At 68.3% G+C, this 17,439-nt stretch carries 16 protein-coding genes; 7 read left to right on the top strand and 9 right to left on the bottom strand.

All coding sequences use genetic code 11. The annotated features are described in order from the left end of the window. Positions 1–120: 120 nt before the first annotated feature. From ACFVKT_RS16915 to ACFVKT_RS16905, 3 genes are all read right to left on the bottom strand, one after another. A complete protein-coding gene (locus tag ACFVKT_RS16915; protein WP_385732048.1) occupies positions 121–321 on the bottom strand; it encodes a CstA-like transporter-associated (seleno)protein in 201 nt (66 codons plus the stop codon). After that, the gene (locus tag ACFVKT_RS16910; RefSeq protein ID WP_385732046.1) at positions 293–2,431 is read right to left on the bottom strand and encodes a carbon starvation CstA family protein; all 2,139 of its coding nucleotides are present in this window, start codon (positions 2,429–2,431) and stop codon (positions 293–295) included. Before ACFVKT_RS16910 ends, ACFVKT_RS16915 begins: the two co-directional genes overlap by 29 nt. A 166-nt stretch (positions 2,432–2,597) precedes the next feature. Then, entirely contained in the window at positions 2,598–3,362 is a 765-nt protein-coding gene (locus ACFVKT_RS16905) for a GntR family transcriptional regulator (protein ID WP_384382628.1), read from the bottom strand. A 403-nt stretch (positions 3,363–3,765) separates the two neighbouring features. On the opposite strand from ACFVKT_RS16905, the gene ACFVKT_RS16900 reads away from it, so the two are divergent. The 4 genes from ACFVKT_RS16900 to ACFVKT_RS16885 all read left to right on the top strand — a co-directional run bounded on the left by ACFVKT_RS16900 (position 3,766) and on the right by ACFVKT_RS16885 (position 8,450). After that, positions 3,766–5,040, top strand: a complete 1,275-nt coding sequence (locus ACFVKT_RS16900) for an extracellular solute-binding protein (RefSeq protein WP_385732044.1) — start codon at positions 3,766–3,768, stop codon at positions 5,038–5,040. A gap of 84 nt (positions 5,041–5,124) precedes the next feature. Next, a complete protein-coding gene (locus tag ACFVKT_RS16895) occupies positions 5,125–6,114 on the top strand; it encodes a carbohydrate ABC transporter permease (protein ID WP_385732042.1) in 990 nt (329 codons plus the stop codon). Beyond that, a complete protein-coding gene (locus ACFVKT_RS16890) occupies positions 6,111–6,941 on the top strand; it encodes a carbohydrate ABC transporter permease (RefSeq protein ID WP_385732040.1) in 831 nt (276 codons plus the stop codon). Before ACFVKT_RS16895 ends, ACFVKT_RS16890 begins: the two co-directional genes overlap by 4 nt. A 9-nt stretch (positions 6,942–6,950) precedes the next feature. Further along, the gene (locus ACFVKT_RS16885; protein WP_385732038.1) at positions 6,951–8,450 is read left to right on the top strand and encodes a glycoside hydrolase family 3 protein; all 1,500 of its coding nucleotides are present in this window, start codon (positions 6,951–6,953) and stop codon (positions 8,448–8,450) included. A 348-nt stretch (positions 8,451–8,798) separates the two neighbouring features. Here ACFVKT_RS16885 and nagB read toward each other — a convergent pair whose 3' ends face one another. Together nagB and ACFVKT_RS16875 are read right to left on the bottom strand one after the other, a co-directional pair. Then, positions 8,799–9,584, bottom strand: coding sequence for a glucosamine-6-phosphate deaminase (nagB, locus tag ACFVKT_RS16880; protein WP_385732036.1), 786 nt, complete (start codon positions 9,582–9,584; stop codon positions 8,799–8,801). A gap of 164 nt (positions 9,585–9,748) precedes the next feature. Next, positions 9,749–10,501: an SDR family oxidoreductase gene (locus ACFVKT_RS16875; RefSeq protein WP_385732034.1), complete on the bottom strand. Its 753-nt coding sequence runs from the start codon at positions 10,499–10,501 to the stop codon at positions 9,749–9,751. A gap of 98 nt (positions 10,502–10,599) precedes the next feature. Between ACFVKT_RS16875 and ACFVKT_RS16870 the strand changes: the two genes are divergently transcribed. Together ACFVKT_RS16870 and ACFVKT_RS16865 are read left to right on the top strand one after the other, a co-directional pair. Next, positions 10,600–11,280: a TetR/AcrR family transcriptional regulator gene (locus ACFVKT_RS16870; protein ID WP_385732032.1), complete on the top strand. Its 681-nt coding sequence runs from the start codon at positions 10,600–10,602 to the stop codon at positions 11,278–11,280. A 414-nt stretch (positions 11,281–11,694) separates the two neighbouring features. Next, positions 11,695–13,161 (top strand): sensor histidine kinase, encoded by a 1,467-nt coding sequence (locus ACFVKT_RS16865; RefSeq protein ID WP_385732149.1) that lies wholly within the window; start codon positions 11,695–11,697, stop codon positions 13,159–13,161. Between the two features lie 221 nt (positions 13,162–13,382). Here the strand turns inward: ACFVKT_RS16865 and ACFVKT_RS16860 are convergent, their stop codons facing one another. Next, positions 13,383–13,640, bottom strand: coding sequence for a WhiB family transcriptional regulator (locus tag ACFVKT_RS16860; protein ID WP_016639615.1), 258 nt, complete (start codon positions 13,638–13,640; stop codon positions 13,383–13,385). Between the two features lie 318 nt (positions 13,641–13,958). Further along, the gene (locus tag ACFVKT_RS16855; RefSeq protein WP_385732030.1) at positions 13,959–14,927 is read right to left on the bottom strand and encodes a diacylglycerol/lipid kinase family protein; all 969 of its coding nucleotides are present in this window, start codon (positions 14,925–14,927) and stop codon (positions 13,959–13,961) included. A 249-nt stretch (positions 14,928–15,176) separates the two neighbouring features. On the opposite strand from ACFVKT_RS16855, the gene ACFVKT_RS16850 reads away from it, so the two are divergent. Next, positions 15,177–15,623 (top strand): hypothetical protein, encoded by a 447-nt coding sequence (locus ACFVKT_RS16850; protein ID WP_385732028.1) that lies wholly within the window; start codon positions 15,177–15,179, stop codon positions 15,621–15,623. A 33-nt stretch (positions 15,624–15,656) separates the two neighbouring features. Here the strand turns inward: ACFVKT_RS16850 and ACFVKT_RS16845 are convergent, their stop codons facing one another. Both ACFVKT_RS16845 and ACFVKT_RS16840 read right to left on the bottom strand, forming a co-directional pair. Next, positions 15,657–16,823, bottom strand: coding sequence for an RNA polymerase sigma factor SigF (locus ACFVKT_RS16845; RefSeq protein WP_385732026.1), 1,167 nt, complete (start codon positions 16,821–16,823; stop codon positions 15,657–15,659). Then, positions 16,820–17,233, bottom strand: a complete 414-nt coding sequence (locus ACFVKT_RS16840; protein WP_266454474.1) for an anti-sigma regulatory factor — start codon at positions 17,231–17,233, stop codon at positions 16,820–16,822. The genes ACFVKT_RS16845 and ACFVKT_RS16840 overlap by 4 nt, the downstream gene beginning before the upstream one ends. Between the last annotated feature and the right edge of the window lie 206 nt (positions 17,234–17,439).

Here is a 17,439-nt window from a genome sequence, read left to right as displayed (position 1 = left end):
CCGTCCCCTCGCTGATCACCTGTGTAACGCGCAGGCAATCTAGGCGACGAAGTCCGGTAAGCGGAACCCCTGTCCGTATGTCAGTCTGCAAATGGCGTCCGGATAGCCGTATATGCGTCCTCAGCAGCAGCGGAACCCCTGCCGGGGGTCCTTCTCCTGGCGGTCCGTTCGCATCCGCTCGAACTCGCGCCGGGTGGGGAGGGGTGTGGCGGGGTGGTCTTCTCGGATGTGCGCGATATGGCGGTCGTATGCTGATTCGTCCGTCAATTCCCTTACATACCAACGGATTCCGTTAATCGCTTTGTGTAGCGCCGACCGCATCGCGTTCCTCCGCCCTCTCCTGTTTGGTCGGGATCAGGCCGGCCGGGGCGATGATCTTCGACTTCACGTACGGCGCCTCGGTCAGGGTGGAGAGCGCGGGGCGGCGGATGTGGCGGATGCAGACCCTGGCCGCGTCCGCGATCACGACGATGACCAGGACGGCCAGGACCGCCGCGAGGACGCCGTCCACCGTGGAGTTGGTGACGACCGTGTGCATGTCGTCCATGTTCTTGGCCGGTGACAGGACCTTGCCGGCGTCGATGCCGTCCTGGTACACCGAACGCTGCTTGAAGAAGCCCACGCGCGGGTCGCTGGAGAAGACCTTCTGCCAGCTCGCGGTGAGGGTGACGACCGCGTCCCAGAGGAGTGGAATCCCTGTCACCCAGGCCCACTTGAGGCGTCCGGACTTCACGAGGAGTGTGGTGCAGACCGCCAGGGCGACCGCGGCCAGGAGCTGGTTGGAGATACCGAAGATCGGGAAGAGCTGGTTGATGCCGCCCAGCGGTTCGTGGACGCCGACCCAGAGGAAGTAGCCCCACAGCGCGCACACGATGCCGCTGGTGATGACGAGGCCGGGCTTCCAGCTCACGTTCCTGAAGGGCCGGTAGACGTTGCCCAGCATGTCCTGGAGCATGAACCGGCCCACACGCGTGCCCGCGTCGAGGGCGGTCAGGATGAACAGTGCCTCGAACATGATGGCGAAGTGGTACCAGAAGGCGCGCAGACTCCCGCCTGTGACCTGGGAGAAGATCTCCGAGACGCCGAGGGCGAGAGTGGGTGCGCCGCCCGTGCGGGAGAGGAGGGTCGCTTCCTCCACCTGTTCGGCCGCCTTCGCCAGGTCCGCGGGTGAGATGGTGTAGCCGAAGTTCGCGACTGCTTGGGACGCGGATTCGACCGTGGTGCCGATGACCCCGGACGGCGCGTTCATCGCGAAGTACAGGCCCGGGTCGATGATGCTGGCCGCGACCAGCGCCATCACGGCGACCGACGACTCCATGAGCATGGAGCCGTATCCGATCATCCGGATCTGTGTCTCCTTCTGGATCATCTTCGGCGTCGTACCGCTGGAGATGAGCGAGTGGAAGCCCGACAGTGCGCCGCACGCGATGGTGATGAAGACGAACGGGAAGAGCGAGCCGGCGAAGACCGGGCCGTCGCCCCGCGAGGCGAAGTCCGTGACCGGGTCCATTTTGAGGGTGGGCAGCGCGATGACCACGCCGAGGGCGAGCAGCGCGATCGTGCCGATCTTCATGAAGGTGGAGAGGTAGTCGCGGGGCGCGAGGAGCATCCACACGGGGAGGATCGAGGCGATGAAGCCGTACGCCACCATCCAGATGACCAGGGTGGCGGGGGCGAGGGTGAAGGTGTCGGCCCAGGAGGACTCGGCGACCCAGCGGCCCGCGATCAGCGCGAGCAGGAGAAGTGCGACGCCGATCAGGGAGACTTCGGAGACCCGGCCAGGGCGCAGTACCCGCAGGTAGAAGCCCATCAGGAGGGCGATCGGGATGGTCATCGCGATCGAGAAGGTGCCCCACGGCGACTGTGCGAGCGCGTTGACGATGACCAGGGCGAGCACGCCGAGCAGGATGATCATGATGGCGAAGGTGGCGACCAGCGCGGCGGCCCCGCCGAACGGGCCGATCTCCTCGCGGGCCATCTGCCCCAGCGAACGGCCGTCGCGGCGCGTGGAGAAGAACAGGACGACCATGTCCTGCACCGCCCCCGCGAAGATCACGCCGACGATGATCCAGATGGTGCCGGGCAAGTAGCCCATCTGCGCGGCCAGTACGGGGCCGACGAGCGGGCCCGCCCCCGCGATCGCGGCGAAGTGGTGGCCGAGCAGTACGCGCCGGTCGGTCGGATGGAAGTCGATGCCGTCGTTGAGTCGCTCCGCCGGGGTCGCCCGGGTGCTGTCGAGCCTGAGCACCCGGTAGGCGATGAACTTCGAGTAGAAGCGATAGGCGATGGCGTACGAGCAGAGCGCGGCGGCGACCATCCAGGCGGCCGACACCTCCTCGCCCCGCGCGAGTGCGAGTACGGACCAGCCCGCGGCACCGACCAGCGCGACGAGGGTCCAGATGACGATGGATCGAGTGTTCGCGGTGCGCACCGGGTCGTCCTCCCGTCCATGCGATGACGGGAGGACCGTAGAACAGGAAGAGGAGCAGCGCTACACCTCCTGCGTCACCCCAAGTGGTTTATTCCTGGGGGTGCTTGATACCGGCTAGTCCTGGGAGAGCTTCATACCGACCAGTCCTGGGGGTGCGTGATAGCGGCTAGTCCTGCGGGCGCTTCAGGCGGGCCACGAACTTGTAGCGGTCTCCCCGGTACACCGACCGCACCCACTCCACCGGCTCGCCGTGTCTGTCGAGCGAGTGGCGGGAGAGCATCAGCATGGGCAGGCCGACGTCGGTGCCGAGCAGGCCGGCCTCGCGCGGGGTGGCCAGTGAGGTCTCGATGGTCTCCTCGGCCTCGGCGAGGTGGACGTCGTACACCTCGGCGAGCGCGGTGTAGAGGGAGGTGTACTTGACGAGCGACCTGCGCAGGGCGGGGAACCTCTTCGCGGACAGGTGGGTCGTCTCGATCGCCATCGGTTCGCCGCTCGCCAGGCGCAGTCGCTCGATGCGCAGGATGCGGCCGCCCGCGGTGATGTCGAGCAGGCCGGCGAGGGTCTCGTCGGCGGTGATGTAGCCGATGTCCAGGAGCTGGGAGGTGGGTTCGAGGCCCTGGGCGCGCATGTCCTCGGTGTACGAGGTGAGTTGGAGCGCCTGGGAGACCTTCGGCTTGGCGACGAACGTACCCTTGCCCTGGATGCGTTCGAGGCGGCCCTCGACGACGAGTTCCTGGAGGGCCTGACGGACGGTGGTGCGGGAGGTGTCGAACTCCGCGGCCAGGGTGCGTTCGGGCGGTACCGGGGTGCCCGGCGGGAGCGTCTCCGTCATGTCGAGCAGGTGTTTCTTCAGGCGGTAGTACTTGGGCACGCGCGCGGTACGGATGGGGGCCCCACCCTCGTTCTCCGCACTGCTGACGTCGGTGCTCATGTCCTGCCTTCCCGGCTCCGGTGCCGAAGCGACCGACATCCCGATCGGCCACGGCTCACATCGTGGCACGGCTTGCCGTGCGAGTATCCCCCCGCACGCTCCGTGATCCCCTCTTATACCCTCGGCGTTCATGGTTGGTCTAGTCCATCGGACGCGGACCGGTCGCGTGTACGCGTGAACGCGCCTGCCTGTTATGTCACTTACCTACTTAAAGGTCCCTGCGTATGTCGGTCCCATAACGTCCGACTGGACGGGCTTACACACCCTTGACACCCGTTCTAGGTCTAGGCCAAGCTCCCCGTACTGGTCTACACCATTGGTCCAGGTCCCAGCCCCACGGGCAGTACTCGGCGTGTGTCACGCGGTGGGCAGGGGGGATTGTGGCATCCCTGAGGAGGATGGCGTGAAGCGCAAGCTGATAGCCGCGATGGGTATCGCGGGCATGATGGTCTCCATCGTGGCGTGTGGGGGCGACGACGGCGACAGCGGCGACACCGGCGCCGACGGCTTCAAGGGCGAGACCCTGACCGTCTGGGCCATGGACGGCTCGACGCCTCCGAACTGGACCAAGGACCTGACGGCGGCCTTCGAGAAGCAGACCGGCGCCACGCTGAAGTTCGAGACGCAGCAGTGGAACGGTATCCAGCAGAAGATCACCACGGCGCTCTCCGAGGAGAACCCGCCGGACGTCATCGAGGTCGGTAACACCCAGACCCCCGCCTACGCGGCCACCGGAGGTCTCGCCGACCTGACGGACCTCAAGGCGGAGATCGGTACCGACTGGACCGAGACCATCAACGCGTCCTCCGTCTTCGACGGCAAGCAGTACGCGGCCCCGTGGTACGTCGTCAACCGCGTCGTCATCTACAACAAGAAGGTCTGGGCCGACGCCGGCATCACGGACACCCCGAAGACCCGCGACGAGTTCTTCACGGACCTCAAGGCGATCGACAGCAAGACGGACGCCGAGCCGCTCTACCTGCCGGGTCAGAACTGGTACTTCTTCGACGGCCTCACCATCGGCCAGGGTGCCGACCTGGTGAAGAAGGACGGCGACAAGTACGTCTCCAACCTCGCGGACCCGAAGGTCAGCGCGGCCATGGAGATCTACAAGGAGTACCAGTCCTTCTCCAAGGCTCCCAAGGACAAGGACGAGGCGACCCCGCAGCAGGCCGAGGTCTTCGCCAAGGGTGACGTCGGTGCCTTCATCGGCATGGGCTGGGAGGCCGGCACGGCCATCGCGGCCAACAAGGCCATCGAGAAGGACATCGGCTACTTCACCATCCCGGGTGAGACGGCCGCCAAGCCCGAGGGCGTCTTCCTCGGTGGCTCCAACCTCGCCGTGGCCGCGGGCAGCAAGAAGCAGGACCTCGCCAAGGAGTTCCTGAAGCTGGCCCTGTCCGACAAGTTCGAGGGCGCGCTCGCCAAGGAGAACGGCGTCACCCCGAACAAGGTGTCGCTCCTGCCCAACCTCGCGGACAACCCGGCCGCCGTGGCGGGCTCCCCGGCCGCGGCCGGTGGTGGCACCACGCCGCTGATCCCCGAGTGGGCCGCGGTGGAGAACGACCCGAACCCGATCAAGGCCTACATGACCGCCGTGCTCAACGGCAAGACGCCCGCCGAGGCGGCCGCACAGGTCGAGGACGAGATCAACAAGCGTCTCTCGCAGACGAGCTGATCGCCCGCGCGCGGGGCGCCCTCCCCACGGGGGCGCCCCGACGCCGTGGTGCATGACCAGTAGGGCCACAGAGAGATGGCGAGCATGTCAGTGCAGACCGAACGCGCGGACTCAGTCCCGGCGGCCGGGACAGGTAAATCCGACGTATCCCCACCGGGTGAGGGACAGAACCCGACGCGGAAGCGAGGCGGCGCGTCCGCCCCCTATCTGCTCCTGCTGCCCGCGTTGGCGGCGACCGCAGTGCTCCTCGGCTGGCCGTTGGTGAAGAACGGCATGCTGTCGTTCCAGAACCTCAACCCGCGGCAGTTGATCCTCCACCTCACCGAGTGGAACGGGATCGACAACTACCAAGAGGTGCTGTCCGGCTCCGAGTTCTGGAACGTCGCCGCGCGGACGGTTGTCTTCACCGCCGCCAACGTCGTCCTCATCATGGCGTTCGGCACCCTCACCGGCCTGCTCCTGGCCCGGCTCGGCAAGCGCATGAGACTGACGCTGCTGCTCGGACTGGTGCTGGCCTGGGCGATGCCCATGCTCGCGGCCACCACCGTGTACCAGTGGCTGTTCGCCCAGCGCTTCGGGGTCGTCAACTGGATCCTGGACAAGCTCGGCTGGCACTCCATGGCCGACTACAACTGGTTCGGCACCCAGTTCTCCACCTTCTTCGTGGTCACGCTGCTGATCGTCTGGCAGTCCATACCCTTCGTGGCGATCAACCTCTACGCCGCGACGACCACGATCCCCAAAGAGCTGTACGAGGCCGCCTCCCTGGACGGCGCCGGCGCCTGGAAGTCCTTCACCTCGGTGACCTTCCCCTTCCTGCGGCCGTTCCTCTGGGCCACGACCTTCCTCGAGGTCATCTGGGTCTTCAAGTCGTTCACCCAGATCTTCGCCCTGAACAAGGGCGGCCCCGACCGGCTCACCGAGACCCTGCCGATCTATGCCTTTGTCGAGGGCGTCGGCAACCAGCACTTCGGCATGGGGGCGGCGATCTCGTTCCTCACCATCCTGACGCTGCTGGCCCTGACCGCGTTCTACCTCCGGACCGTCATCAAGCAGGAGGACGACGAGCTGTGAAGAACTCCCTGATCAGCCGCCTGTGGCCGAACGCGACGGCGATCGTCCTCTTCGTGATCTTCGCCTTCCCCGTGTACTGGATGTTCGCCACGGCCTTCAAGCCGACCGGCGACATCATCTCCGAGACCCCCGTCTTCTTCCCGACCGACGCCACCCTTGAGCACTTCAAGGTGGCCATGGACGCGGACCACTTCTGGACGCTGGTCGGCAACTCCCTGACGGTCACGGTGTGTTCGGTGCTGCTGTCGCTCGTCATCGCACTGCTCGCGTCGTTCGCGCTCGCACGCATGCGGTTCAAGGGGAGGCGCGGCTTCATCCTCACGTTCATGGTCGCGCAGATGGCCCCCTGGGAGGTCATGGTCATCGCGGTCTACATGCTGGTGCGTGACGCCGACCTGCTGAACAGTCTGGTCCCGCTGACCCTCTTCTACATGATCATGGTGCTGCCCTTCACCATCCTGACGCTGCGCGGCTACGTCGCCGCCGTGCCGAAGGAGCTGGAGGAGTCGGCCATGGTCGACGGCTGCACCCGCACCCAGGCCTTCATCAAGGTGATCTTCCCGCTGCTCGCGCCCGGCCTGATGGCCACCTCGCTCTTCGGGTTCATCACCGCCTGGAACGAGTTCCCCATGGTCCTCATCCTCAACAAGGACATCGAGGCCCAGACCCTCCCGCTGTGGCTGAGCAGCTTCAAGACGGTCTTCGGGGACGACTGGGGGGCCACGATGGCGGCGTCCTCGCTCTTCGCCATTCCCATCCTGATCCTCTTCGTCTTCCTTCAGCGCAGGGCCGTCAGCGGCCTCACCGCAGGCGCTGTGAAGGGATAACGCCACCTGATGACGACACTCGCCAGTGGTACGGACACGCTCACGCGCGACGCGCTGACTGTCCTCCAGCCCGGCTTCACAGGCACCACCGCCCCCGACTGGCTGCTCCGGCACCTGGGAGAGGGCCTGGCCTCGGTCGGCCTGTTCAGCCGCAACATCGCCACACCCGACCAAGTCGCGGCCCTGACCGCCCAGTTGCGCGCCGAACGCGACGACGTGCTCGTCGCCATCGACGAGGAGAGCGGCGACGTCACCCGCCTGGAGGTCCACACCGGCTCCTCCTTCCCCGGCAACCACGCCCTGGGCGCGGTCGACGACGTCGCGCTGACCCGCGACGTCGCCTTCGAACTCGGCCGCCGCCTGGCCGCGTGCGGGGTGAACCTCAACTGGGCCCCGTCCGCGGACGTGAACTCGAACCCGGGCAACCCCGTGATCGGTGTACGTTCCTTCGGCGCCGACACCGACCTGGTGGCCCGGCACACGGCCGCCTACGTCACCGGCCTCCAGGCGGCGGGCGTCGCGGCCTGCACCAAGCACTTCCCGGGGCACGGCGACACGGCGGTCGACTCGCACCACGCGCTGCCGCGTATCGACGCCGATCTGTCGGTGCTCGACGCCCGCGACCTCGCGCCGTTCCGCGCCGCGATCGCCGCCGGCACCCGTGCGGTGATGAGCGCGCACATCCTGGTCCCGGCGCTCGATCCCGACCGCCCGGCCACGCTCTCCCCGCGCATCCTCCAGGGCCTGCTCCGCGAGGAACTCGGCTACGACGGTCTCATCGTCACCGACGGCATGGAGATGCAGGCCATCGCCGCCACCTACGGCATCCAGCGCGGCAGCGTCCTCGCCATCGCCGCGGGCGCCGACGCGATCTGCGTGGGCGGCGGCCTGTCGGACGACGACACCGTACGTCTCCTCCGCGACGCCCTCGTCTCGGCGGTGCGCTCCGGCGAACTCCCCGAGGAACGCCTCGCGGACGCGGCGGAGCGGGTACGGGCGCTCGCCCGGTGGACGGCCTCCGCGGCTGCTGCCGGATCGAGGACGGCCGCCGGCCCGGAAGGGCTTGCCGAGGTCGGACTCGTCGCCGCCCGCCGGGCGATCACCGTGACACGCAGTGAGACGTACGTCCCGGTCACCGAGGCGCCGTACATCGTCGCCCTCACCCCCGTCTTCAACATCGCCGTCGGCGACGAGACCCCCTGGGGTGTGACGGCGGAACTCAGCCGTCTGCTCCCGGGCACGGAGACCGGCAGCTTCGCCGGTGAGGACGCAGGGCCGGTGGCGCTCTCCGCCGCCGGCAGCCGTCGCATCGTCGCCGTCGTCCGCGACGAACACCGCCACCCCTGGATGTCGACGGCCCTCGACACCCTCCTCGCCGCTCGCCCCGACACCGTCGTGGTCGAGATGGGCGTACCTCAGGCCCCGCCGAGGGGCGCCCTCCACATCGCCACGCACGGCGCCGCGAACGTCTGCGGCCGGGCGGCGGCGGAGGTCATCGCGGGGCAGTAGCAGCCCCGCGGTTCCCCATATACGAAGGTGCCTGGCCGCTCACGGGGGCGGCCAGGTACCTTCGCGCATCTGCTTCCGGGCGACCGTGTAGCCGCGTCCGTACGGCTGCGACTGGGACCGTGTAGCCGCGTCCGTACGGCTGTGACTGCGCATCTGCGGCTGTGCTTCCGCGGCCGCGAGTTCCGTGTCCGCGCCCGAGCATTCCGTGTCCGCGCCCGAGCGTTCCGCGTCCGAACGTTCCGCGCCCGGGCGTTCGCGTTCCGCGCCCGGGCGGCCGCGACCGTGTATCCGTCCGCGTTCGTGCTCCGCGTGCGTCCGCGTGTCCGTGACCGGTCGCGGTGGGACCCCCTAAATACCCTGCCAGTCCGGCTTGTTGACGAAGGTGTGCCGGAAGTAGTCGGCGAGCTTCAGCTTGGACGCCGCCGCCTCGTCCACGACGACGGTGGCGTGCGGGTGGAGCTGGAGTGCCGAGGCCGGGCACACCGCGGCGACCGGCCCCTCCACGGTCGCCGCGACCGCGTCGGCCTTGCCCTCGCCCGTCGCGAGCAGCACCAGGTGCCGCGCCTCCAGGATCGTGCCGATGCCCTGCGTGATGACGTGGTGCGGCACCTGCTCGATGTCGCCCTCGAAGAACCGCGCGTTGTCGACGCGGGTCTGCTCGGTCAGCGTCTTGATCCGGGTCCGCGAGGCGAGCGAGGAGCACGGCTCGTTGAATCCGATGTGCCCGTCGGTACCGATCCCGAGCAGCTGGAGGTCGACTCCGCCCGCCGAGGCCAGCGCCGCGTCGTACGCCTCGCACGCGGCCCGTACGTCCTCGGCGGTGCCGTCCGGCCCCAGGAACGCGTCCAGGCCGAGCCCGAGCGGCTCCAGCACCTCACGCCGCAACACCGACCGGTACGACTCGGGATGGTCGGCCGGCAGCCCCACGTACTCGTCGAGCTGCGCTATCCGGGCACGCGAGGCGTCCACGGCACCGGAGCTCACCTTCGCCGCCAGCGCTTGGTAGATGGGCAGCGGAGTCGAGCCGGTGGCCACGCCGAGCAGAGCGTCGGGCTTGCTTCGGAGCAGCTCCGACATGGCTTCGGCGATCAGCTCGCCGCCCGCCTTGGCGTCCGGGACGATGACAACTTCCACGCTGGGCCTGCCGATCTGGAGAGGGGACTCGACTGGAATCCAAAGGGGGACTCATGTGGTATAGACCAATCTAGCAGAGCCTCGCCATCTCATCGTGTCGAACGCCTCCCGTTCCTGCACCCCGCCCCACCCCTTCGTCGAGCTGGCCGGACCCGGGGCCGGCCCTACGTCAGCGAACCCCCGGTCGCGTCCACCCAGCTGCCCGTCACCCAACGCCCCGCGTCCGAGGCCAGGAACGCCACCACATCCGCGACGTCCGCCGTTGTCCCCACCCTCCCCAGCGCCGATATCGACGCGGCCTGGGCCCATGCCTCCTCGCTCGCGTGCAGGAATCCGGCGTTGACGTCGGTGTCGATGATGCCCGGTGCCACCGAGTTCACGGTGATGCCCCGGGGGCCGAGGACCTTGGACAGATCGCGGGTGAAGACGTCGAGAGCGCCCTTCGTCATCGCGTACGCCATCTTGTCCGGCATGGCCGCGGTCCGCGCGAGCCCCGAGGAGATGTTGACGACCCGCCCGCCGTCCCGCAGCCTGCCGAGGCCGTGCTTGACGATGAAGTGGGGCGCCTTCACGTTCACCGCGAAGACCTTGTCGTACTCCTGCTCGTCTATCTCGCCGAGCGCCGCCGAGGTGCCGATCCCCGCGTTGTTCACCAGGATGTCCAGACCCTCCGCGTGCCGGTCGAAGGCCTCCCAGAGGGCCTCCGCGTCGCCCGGCCGACCCAGCTCCACTCCGATCGCGAACGCCGATCCGCCCGCTGCCTCGATCGCGGCGACGGTCTCTTTCGCCGCGGTCTCATTGCTGCCGTAGTGCACGGCCACCCGCGCACCGTCCCTCCCCAGCCGCTCGGCGATGCCCCGCCCGATGCCCCTGCTGCCGCCCGTGACGAGTGCCGTCCTGCCTGCAAGCACGCCCATGTCGGCGCCCCCCTTCGCATTTCGCTAGTGGTCGTTACAGAAAAAACCGTACAACAGCCCACCGACATTTCTCTAGCACCCGTTATAAAATCCATCCCATGGTGAGCAGGCAGCAGACCGAGCTGGACGACCCGACGGGCGGCGGCGTGGAGGCCGAGGCGACGGTCAAGGCGCCGGTCAGAGCGCCGGTCAAGCCGCGCGGCCGTCCCCGTTCCTTCGACCGCGAGACCGCGCTGGAGAAGGCGGTCCTCGCCTTCTGGGAGCACGGGTACGAGGCGACTTCCGTCGCCGACCTGACGCGCGTCATGGGCATCGGAGCCCCGAGTCTGTACGCCGCGTTCGGCGACAAGCGCTCGCTCTTCGACGAGGTCGTCCGCGAGTACGGCACGAAGTACGGCTCGTTCGGTGAGCGCGCCCTCGCCGAGGAGCCCACGGCCCGAGCCGCAGTGGAGCGGATGCTGCGCGAGGCCGCCGCCGAGTACACCGACCCGGGTCACCCGCACGGCTGTCTGGTCATCCACGCGGCCACCAACTGCACCTCGCCGGAGGTCGACGAATCCCTGCGCGAGCGGCGCAATGCCAACATCGCTGCATTCGAGAGTCGTATAAAGGCGGGGATCGCCGCAGGTGAGCTGCCTTCGAGTACCGACGCCTCGACACTCGCCCGGCACGTCGGGGCCATGATCCAGGGAATGTCCCAGCAGGCCCGCGACGGGGCCACCAAGGAGGAGCTGGAAGCCCTGGCCGAACTGGCGATGGCGATCTGGCCCCGCTCGTGATGCCCGGCGGGCTAGTCTGCGTGGTGGATGCTTGCGTATGTTGGATAAAGAGACAACAACAAACATCCGCCCGCGCATGGACACCGGCACCATGGACGCAGGAGCATGGTCTAGTCCACAATGAATGGGCAAGGCATTAAGAGCTTCAACTGAACAAGCCTCCGTCTTCCCCGCACAGGAAGGCGGACCGAGGAACCGGTGCTCTCTGCCCTGACTGCCCGGCTCCTCTCTTCGGCCGATCGGGACCGCACACCCCGTGGCCGTTGTTGCTCCGGGCTGCGGTGCCGGGAGGGCTGAGGGTCCCTCCCAGGCGCCGCGGCCCGCGGGTGTCTCCGGGCCCCGCCGGTGGCCTTGTGACCCGGCTGATTTCGGGGCTTGTCGTAAACGCCGGGTACGCTCGCACGTGTGCCCTCCATGAACGACCTCGTACGCCAGCACACCGCCCTCGGTGACTCCGACCTCGAGTGGCTGCATCTGCTGGTCTCGGAGTGGCAGTTGCTCTCCGACCTCTCCTTCGCCGACCTCGTCCTGTGGGTCCCCACGCGCGACGGCACCCGCTATGTGTCCGTGGCTCAGATGCGGCCCAACACCGGCCCCACCTCCTACCAGGACGACATGGTCGGCCACCTCGTCCCGCGCGGCCGCCGCCCCATGCTCGACATCGCGCTCGACGAGGGCCGGATCGTGCGCGAGGGCGACCCGGAGTGGCGGGAAGAGGTTCCCGTACGGGTCGAGTCCATTCCTGTACGGCGGGAAGGGCGCGTCCTCGGCGTCATCGCCCGCAACACCAACCTCCTCACCGTGCGCACCCCGAGCCGGCTGGAGCTGACGTACCTCCAAAGCGCGTCGGATCTCGCCCAGATGATCGCCGCAGGCTCCTTCCCGTTCCCGAACCAGCAGGTCGACATGGATGCCTCGCCGCGTGTCGGTGACGGGCTGATCAGGCTCGACGCGGACGGCATCGTCCAGTACGCATCTCCGAACGCGCTGTCCGCGTACCACCGCCTGGGTCTTGCCTCCGACCTGGTGGGCCACAACCTCGGCGTGACGAGTGCCGAACTCGCTCCGTCCCGCGGCCCGGTGGACGAGGCGCTGGCCAAGGTCGCCAGTGGCTGGGCGCCCCGCGAGTTCGAGATCGAGAGCGGGGAGGGGGTGATCCAGCTGCGCGCGATCCCGCTCAAGCCCAAGGGGACGCGCGTCGGTTCGCTGGTGCTGCTGCGTGATGTCACCGAACTGCGGCGCCGCGAGCGCGAGTTGATCACCAAGGACGCGACCATCCGGGAGATCCATCACCGGGTGAAGAACAACCTCCAGACGGTGGCGGCACTTCTGCGGCTGCAGGCCAGGAGGATCGAGTCGGACCGGGGCCGGGAGGCGCTGGAGGAGGCCGTACGCCGGGTCGGATCGATTGCGATCGTGCACGAGACGCTTTCCCAGAACCTGGACGAACGGGTGGAGTTCGACGAGATCGCCGACCGGGTGCTCGCCATGGTCGCCGAGATCTCGCCCGGCAAGGTCACCGGCCGGCGCACCGGCCGTTTCGGGATTCTGGACGCCGAGGTCGCGACCCCGCTCTCCATGGTCCTCACCGAAATCCTGCAGAACGCCCTGGAGCACGGCTTCCGTGAGGGTGACCGAGGCACGGTCGAGGTCTCGGCCGTCCGTGGCGGCAGCACCAAGGACGCCCGGCTGCTGGTCACCGTCCAGGACGACGGGGTCGGCCTCCCCGAGGGCTTCGACCCGCACCGCTCGGGAAACCTGGGCCTGCAGATCGTACGGACGCTGGTCGAGGGCGAGTTGGGCGGAACCTTCGACATGGTGGCGGCCCCGGAGCGCGGTACGCAGGTGATCCTCGACATCCCGGTGGTGGCGCACAAGTAGCGGGCGCCGACAGCGCAACCGACCAACACCTGCACGCAATCCACGCATACGCAAAGGCCGGTGGCAGCGCATGACAGTGGCCCCGGACCAATTGGTCCGGGGCCACTGTCAACGCTTTACGCTGCTATGCGCATTGGGGGTACTGCGCGCTGCGGCTCGGGGGCGGGAGAAGCGTACTCGCTGTACGCGCCGCCAAGCTCAGGCTCGTGCGGGGTGGTGCGTCAGGCGGAGGCCTGACGGGCTCGGTTGCGGGCGGCGCGGCGCTTCATCGCGCGACGCTCGTCCTCGCTGAGGCCACCCCAGACGCCGGAGTCCTGGCCGGACTCGAGCGCCCACTGCAGGCACTGCTCCATGACGGGGCAGCGGCGGCAGACGGCCTTGGCTTCCTCGATCTGCAGCAGCGCAGGACCGGTGTTGCCGATGGGGAAGAAGAGCTCGGGGTCTTCCTCGCGGCAAACGGCGTTGTGACGCCAGTCCATGGCTGCTACCTCTCCTTGGTATTACATGCACGTTGCTTGTGAATGTGAACGCTTTCACGAATCCCTCAACAAGTGAAGGGCCGAACGCCAGATGACCTGACGGGGTCCTGTGATTTGAGGAGGGGTTCTGGCTCTCTGTGGGGCCGATGCTGCGGGCCGTCCCGATCGCCACGTAGAGACTCGCAAACCTCAGCGGCGGATACAACCCCTTCTGGAAAGTTTTTTTTGATTCCTCGGTGTCGACTAGGTCACAGCCGTACTTCCATGGGGTGGACCCTGGTCTAAACGTTCGAGTGAAAGGACTTTGGGCCCTTCCGCTCACACAATCACACGCAGTGCACGGCGTACGCCTGTGAACGTCACGCTCGTACGCAGTCCGAGGTGGTCGCCGTCCATCTGGAGGGGGAGTGGCACCTTCGAATGCAAGGTGAAGTCCGTCAGATCGTGCAGGGACACCGCGTGCTTGCCATGGGGTCCGCGTTCGGGGGACGAAGTGAGCAACTGGGTGGCATACCGGGCAACAGAGGCGGTCGACATGCGGCTGAGGCCCAGTACGTCGAGTCCGGTATCGAACGAAGCCTTAGGTGAGGCGTACACCGGACGATTGCCGAGAAACGTCCATGGTGCCGTATTGCAGATTATGGACAGGATCAGATCGGTGACCGGGTCCTGGCCGGGACGCTCCAGGGTGATCGTTCCGTGCCTGCGATGAGGTTCGTCCAAAAACTGCCGTAGTACTTGGCGCAAATACAGCGCATGCGTGGAGCGCCTGCCCCGTTCGCGCTGCTGCTCGACCCGGCCGATCACGCCCGCGTCGAAGCCGAGGCCCGCACAGAAGGTGAACCAGCGGGAGGGCACCGACTCGTCCTCGGTGCCAGGGGTGCCGGCGGCGAGGCCCAGGCCGATCGTGCGCTCTCGCTCCTCGCGCAGCGCGTCCAGCAGGGCGCCGGTCGCCTCCACCGGCTCGTTGGGCAGGCCGAGGGCGCGGGCGAAGACATTGGTGGAGCCACCGGGGACCACCGCGAGGCGGGGCAGGCGGTCCGGGTCGGGACCACGGTGCAGGAGGCCGTTCACGACCTCGTTGACCGTTCCGTCGCCGCCGAGGGCGACGACCAGGTCTATGTCCTCGCTGTCGGCGGCCTGCCGGCCGAGGTCTCTGGCGTGCCCGCGGTACTCGGTGGTGACCGCTTCCAGCTTCATCTCGCTGGCGAGCGCGTGGATCAAGACGTCACGCGTGCGCGCACTTGTGGTGGTTGCCGCCGGATTGACCACGAGAAGTGCACGCATGCGATGCAGCGTACCCAGTCGGCGGTACTCGGCCCACGCCGAGTAGGGATCAAGTAAGAGTCCGGGCCGTGAGTCTGGCCACGTCGGGCGAGGGAACTGGGCTGCCGTGCGGGGGGCTGGCCGCGTCGGGCGGTGGGCCTGGACACGTCGGGACGTGGGCGCCGAAGGAGCGAGTGAGGAGTCCCGCGTCCCGTGCGATGCGGCCCCCGGGGCCCTGGGCCGGCCGGGGCCGCGGGCTACTCTTCAGGAGTGAGCCGTGAGCAGAATCCCACCCCTGAAGCCTCCACCGCAGAGCCCCGTCCCGGGCGGCTGACCGCCGCGGCGGCACTGACCGCGCTGGAGGGGCTCGCCTTGGCCGCGGGGGGTGTCTACCTGCTCGTACTCGGCCTGATGGGCGACCCGGACGACCGGCAGCAGGCCGTCACCGGCGGTGTGACGCTGCTGGTGCTCGCCCTGCTCCCGCTGCTGGCCACACGCGGACTGCTGCTTCGCCGCAGCTGGAGCCGGGGTCCCGCGGTGATCACCCAGATCATGGCGCTGCCCGTCGCCTACAACCTGCTCCAGGCCGACAGCGTGGCGATCCCCGCGGGCATCGCCCTGGCCGTCGTCGCGGTCGCGGCCCTGGTGCTGCTGGTGAACCCGGCGACGACCCGGGCACTGGGAATCCAAGGCCCGGGCGGCGTCCGGGAGGAGTAGCGGACCCCCCTAGGACCCCGCCGCGGTGGGGTCCTACTCCTCGACGAGCAGCTTCTCGCGGAGCTGGGCCAGGGTCCGGGCCAGCAGCCGGGAGACGTGCATCTGCGAGATGCCGACTTCCTGGGCGATCTGGGACTGCGTCATGTTGCCGAAGAAGCGCAGGAGCAGGATTCGCTTCTCGCGGGGCGGGAGGTCCTCGAGGAGCGGTTTGAGGGACTCGCGGTACTCGACGCCCTCCAGAGCTTCGTCCTCGGCGCCCAGGGTGTCCGCGACGGCCGGGGACTCGTCGTCGGTGTCGGGAACGTCCAGGGACAGCGTGGAGTACGCGTTGGCCGACTCCAGGCCCTCCAGGACCTCCTCCTCCGAGATGGCGAGCTTCTCGGCCAGCTCGTGAACCGTCGGAGACCGGCCGTGCTGCTGCGACAGCTCGGCTGTGGCCGTGGTGAGCGCCAGGCGCAGCTCCTGCAGACGGCGCGGCACGCGCACCGCCCAGCCCTTGTCACGGAAGTGCCGCTTGATCTCACCGACCACCGTCGGGGTCGCGTACGTCGAGAACTCGACGCCGCGCTCCGGGTCGAAGCGGTCCACCGACTTGATCAGGCCGATGGTGGCGACCTGAGTGAGGTCGTCCAGCGGCTCACCCCGGTTGCGGAAGCGGCGCGCGAGGTGCTCGACGAGCGGCAGATGCATGCGGACCAGCTGGTTGCGCAGCTCCGCGTACTCGGCGCTGCCGTCCTTGAGATTGCGCAGCTCGATGAACATCGTCCGTGCCCCGCTGCGGTCCCGGGGGTCGTGCCGGATCTGCTGGGCACTGGGCCCGTGCTGCGCGCCCTGCACGCTCTGCGCCTCCGGCTTGTCGTGCCGCTCGTGCTCGCTCATAGTCCCGCCCGTCACCATTCCCCGAGCTCCCGGCTCCGCTCGAGCAGGGGAGACGCCCAGCCGGCCTTCTTCGGGCGTGCTCGGCGCGGCACCCTCCGGTTCCCGTCGCCCGTCGCCCTGGCCGGAGAGCTTCTCCCGTTCGTCCACGTCGGCCGGCGCGGTCTCCTCGGACACCGCGCCGTCCTCCGGGTGCGGCCGGGCCTGCTCGGGAAAGCCGTCGACGACGCCGTCCGCCGTACGCCGCGGCCCGCCCACCAGCTCGGCGGGAAGCTCCCGTGTGCCGCGCTCTTCCTCCCGCACCGGCCCGTCCCCGTTCCTCACGCCGGCCCGGGTCCCGCGCCGCGCTGTTTGTAGAGGCTGATCGTCACGGTCTTGTCCTCGGCGACGGTGGACTCGACCTTGCCCGCGAGGGCGGAGAGGACGGTCCAGGCGAAGGTGTCACGCGCGGGGGCGTGACCGTCTGTAGTCGGGGCCGAGACCGTGACCTCCAGTGAGTCGTCGATGAGCCGGAAGACACAGCTGAGCACCGAACCGGGGACGGCCTGTTGCAACAGGATCGCGCAGGCCTCGTCCACCGCGATGCGCAGGTCCTCGATCTCGTCGAGGGTGAAGTCCAAACGGGCCGCGAGTCCGGCCGTGGCCGTACGCAGCACCGACAGGTAGGCGCCCGCGGCGGGCAGCCGGACTTCCACGAAGTCCTTGGTCGCGGGCTCGCCTGCGATCTGGGACACCCTCACCTCCATGGTGGTACAAGCTCTTTCAGGGGCCGAGGGTCGCCCCCCGGGGTAACGCGCTAGGTGGTTCAGCGGTGACGCTACCGCGCTCCCAAGTTTCCTGTCCCGGGGACCCCGCCCCTTGCTGTCACTCATAGTAAGCATATGAGTACGGACAGTGGCTAGGGGTCTGCGGCCCCAATTAGGAAGAGAACGCGCCGGGT

The sequence above is a fragment of the Streptomyces sp. NPDC127595 genome, from assembly GCF_042671685.1.
Taxonomy (GTDB): domain Bacteria; phylum Actinomycetota; class Actinomycetes; order Streptomycetales; family Streptomycetaceae; genus Streptomyces.
This window is presented reverse-complemented; position numbering and strand designations above follow the sequence as displayed.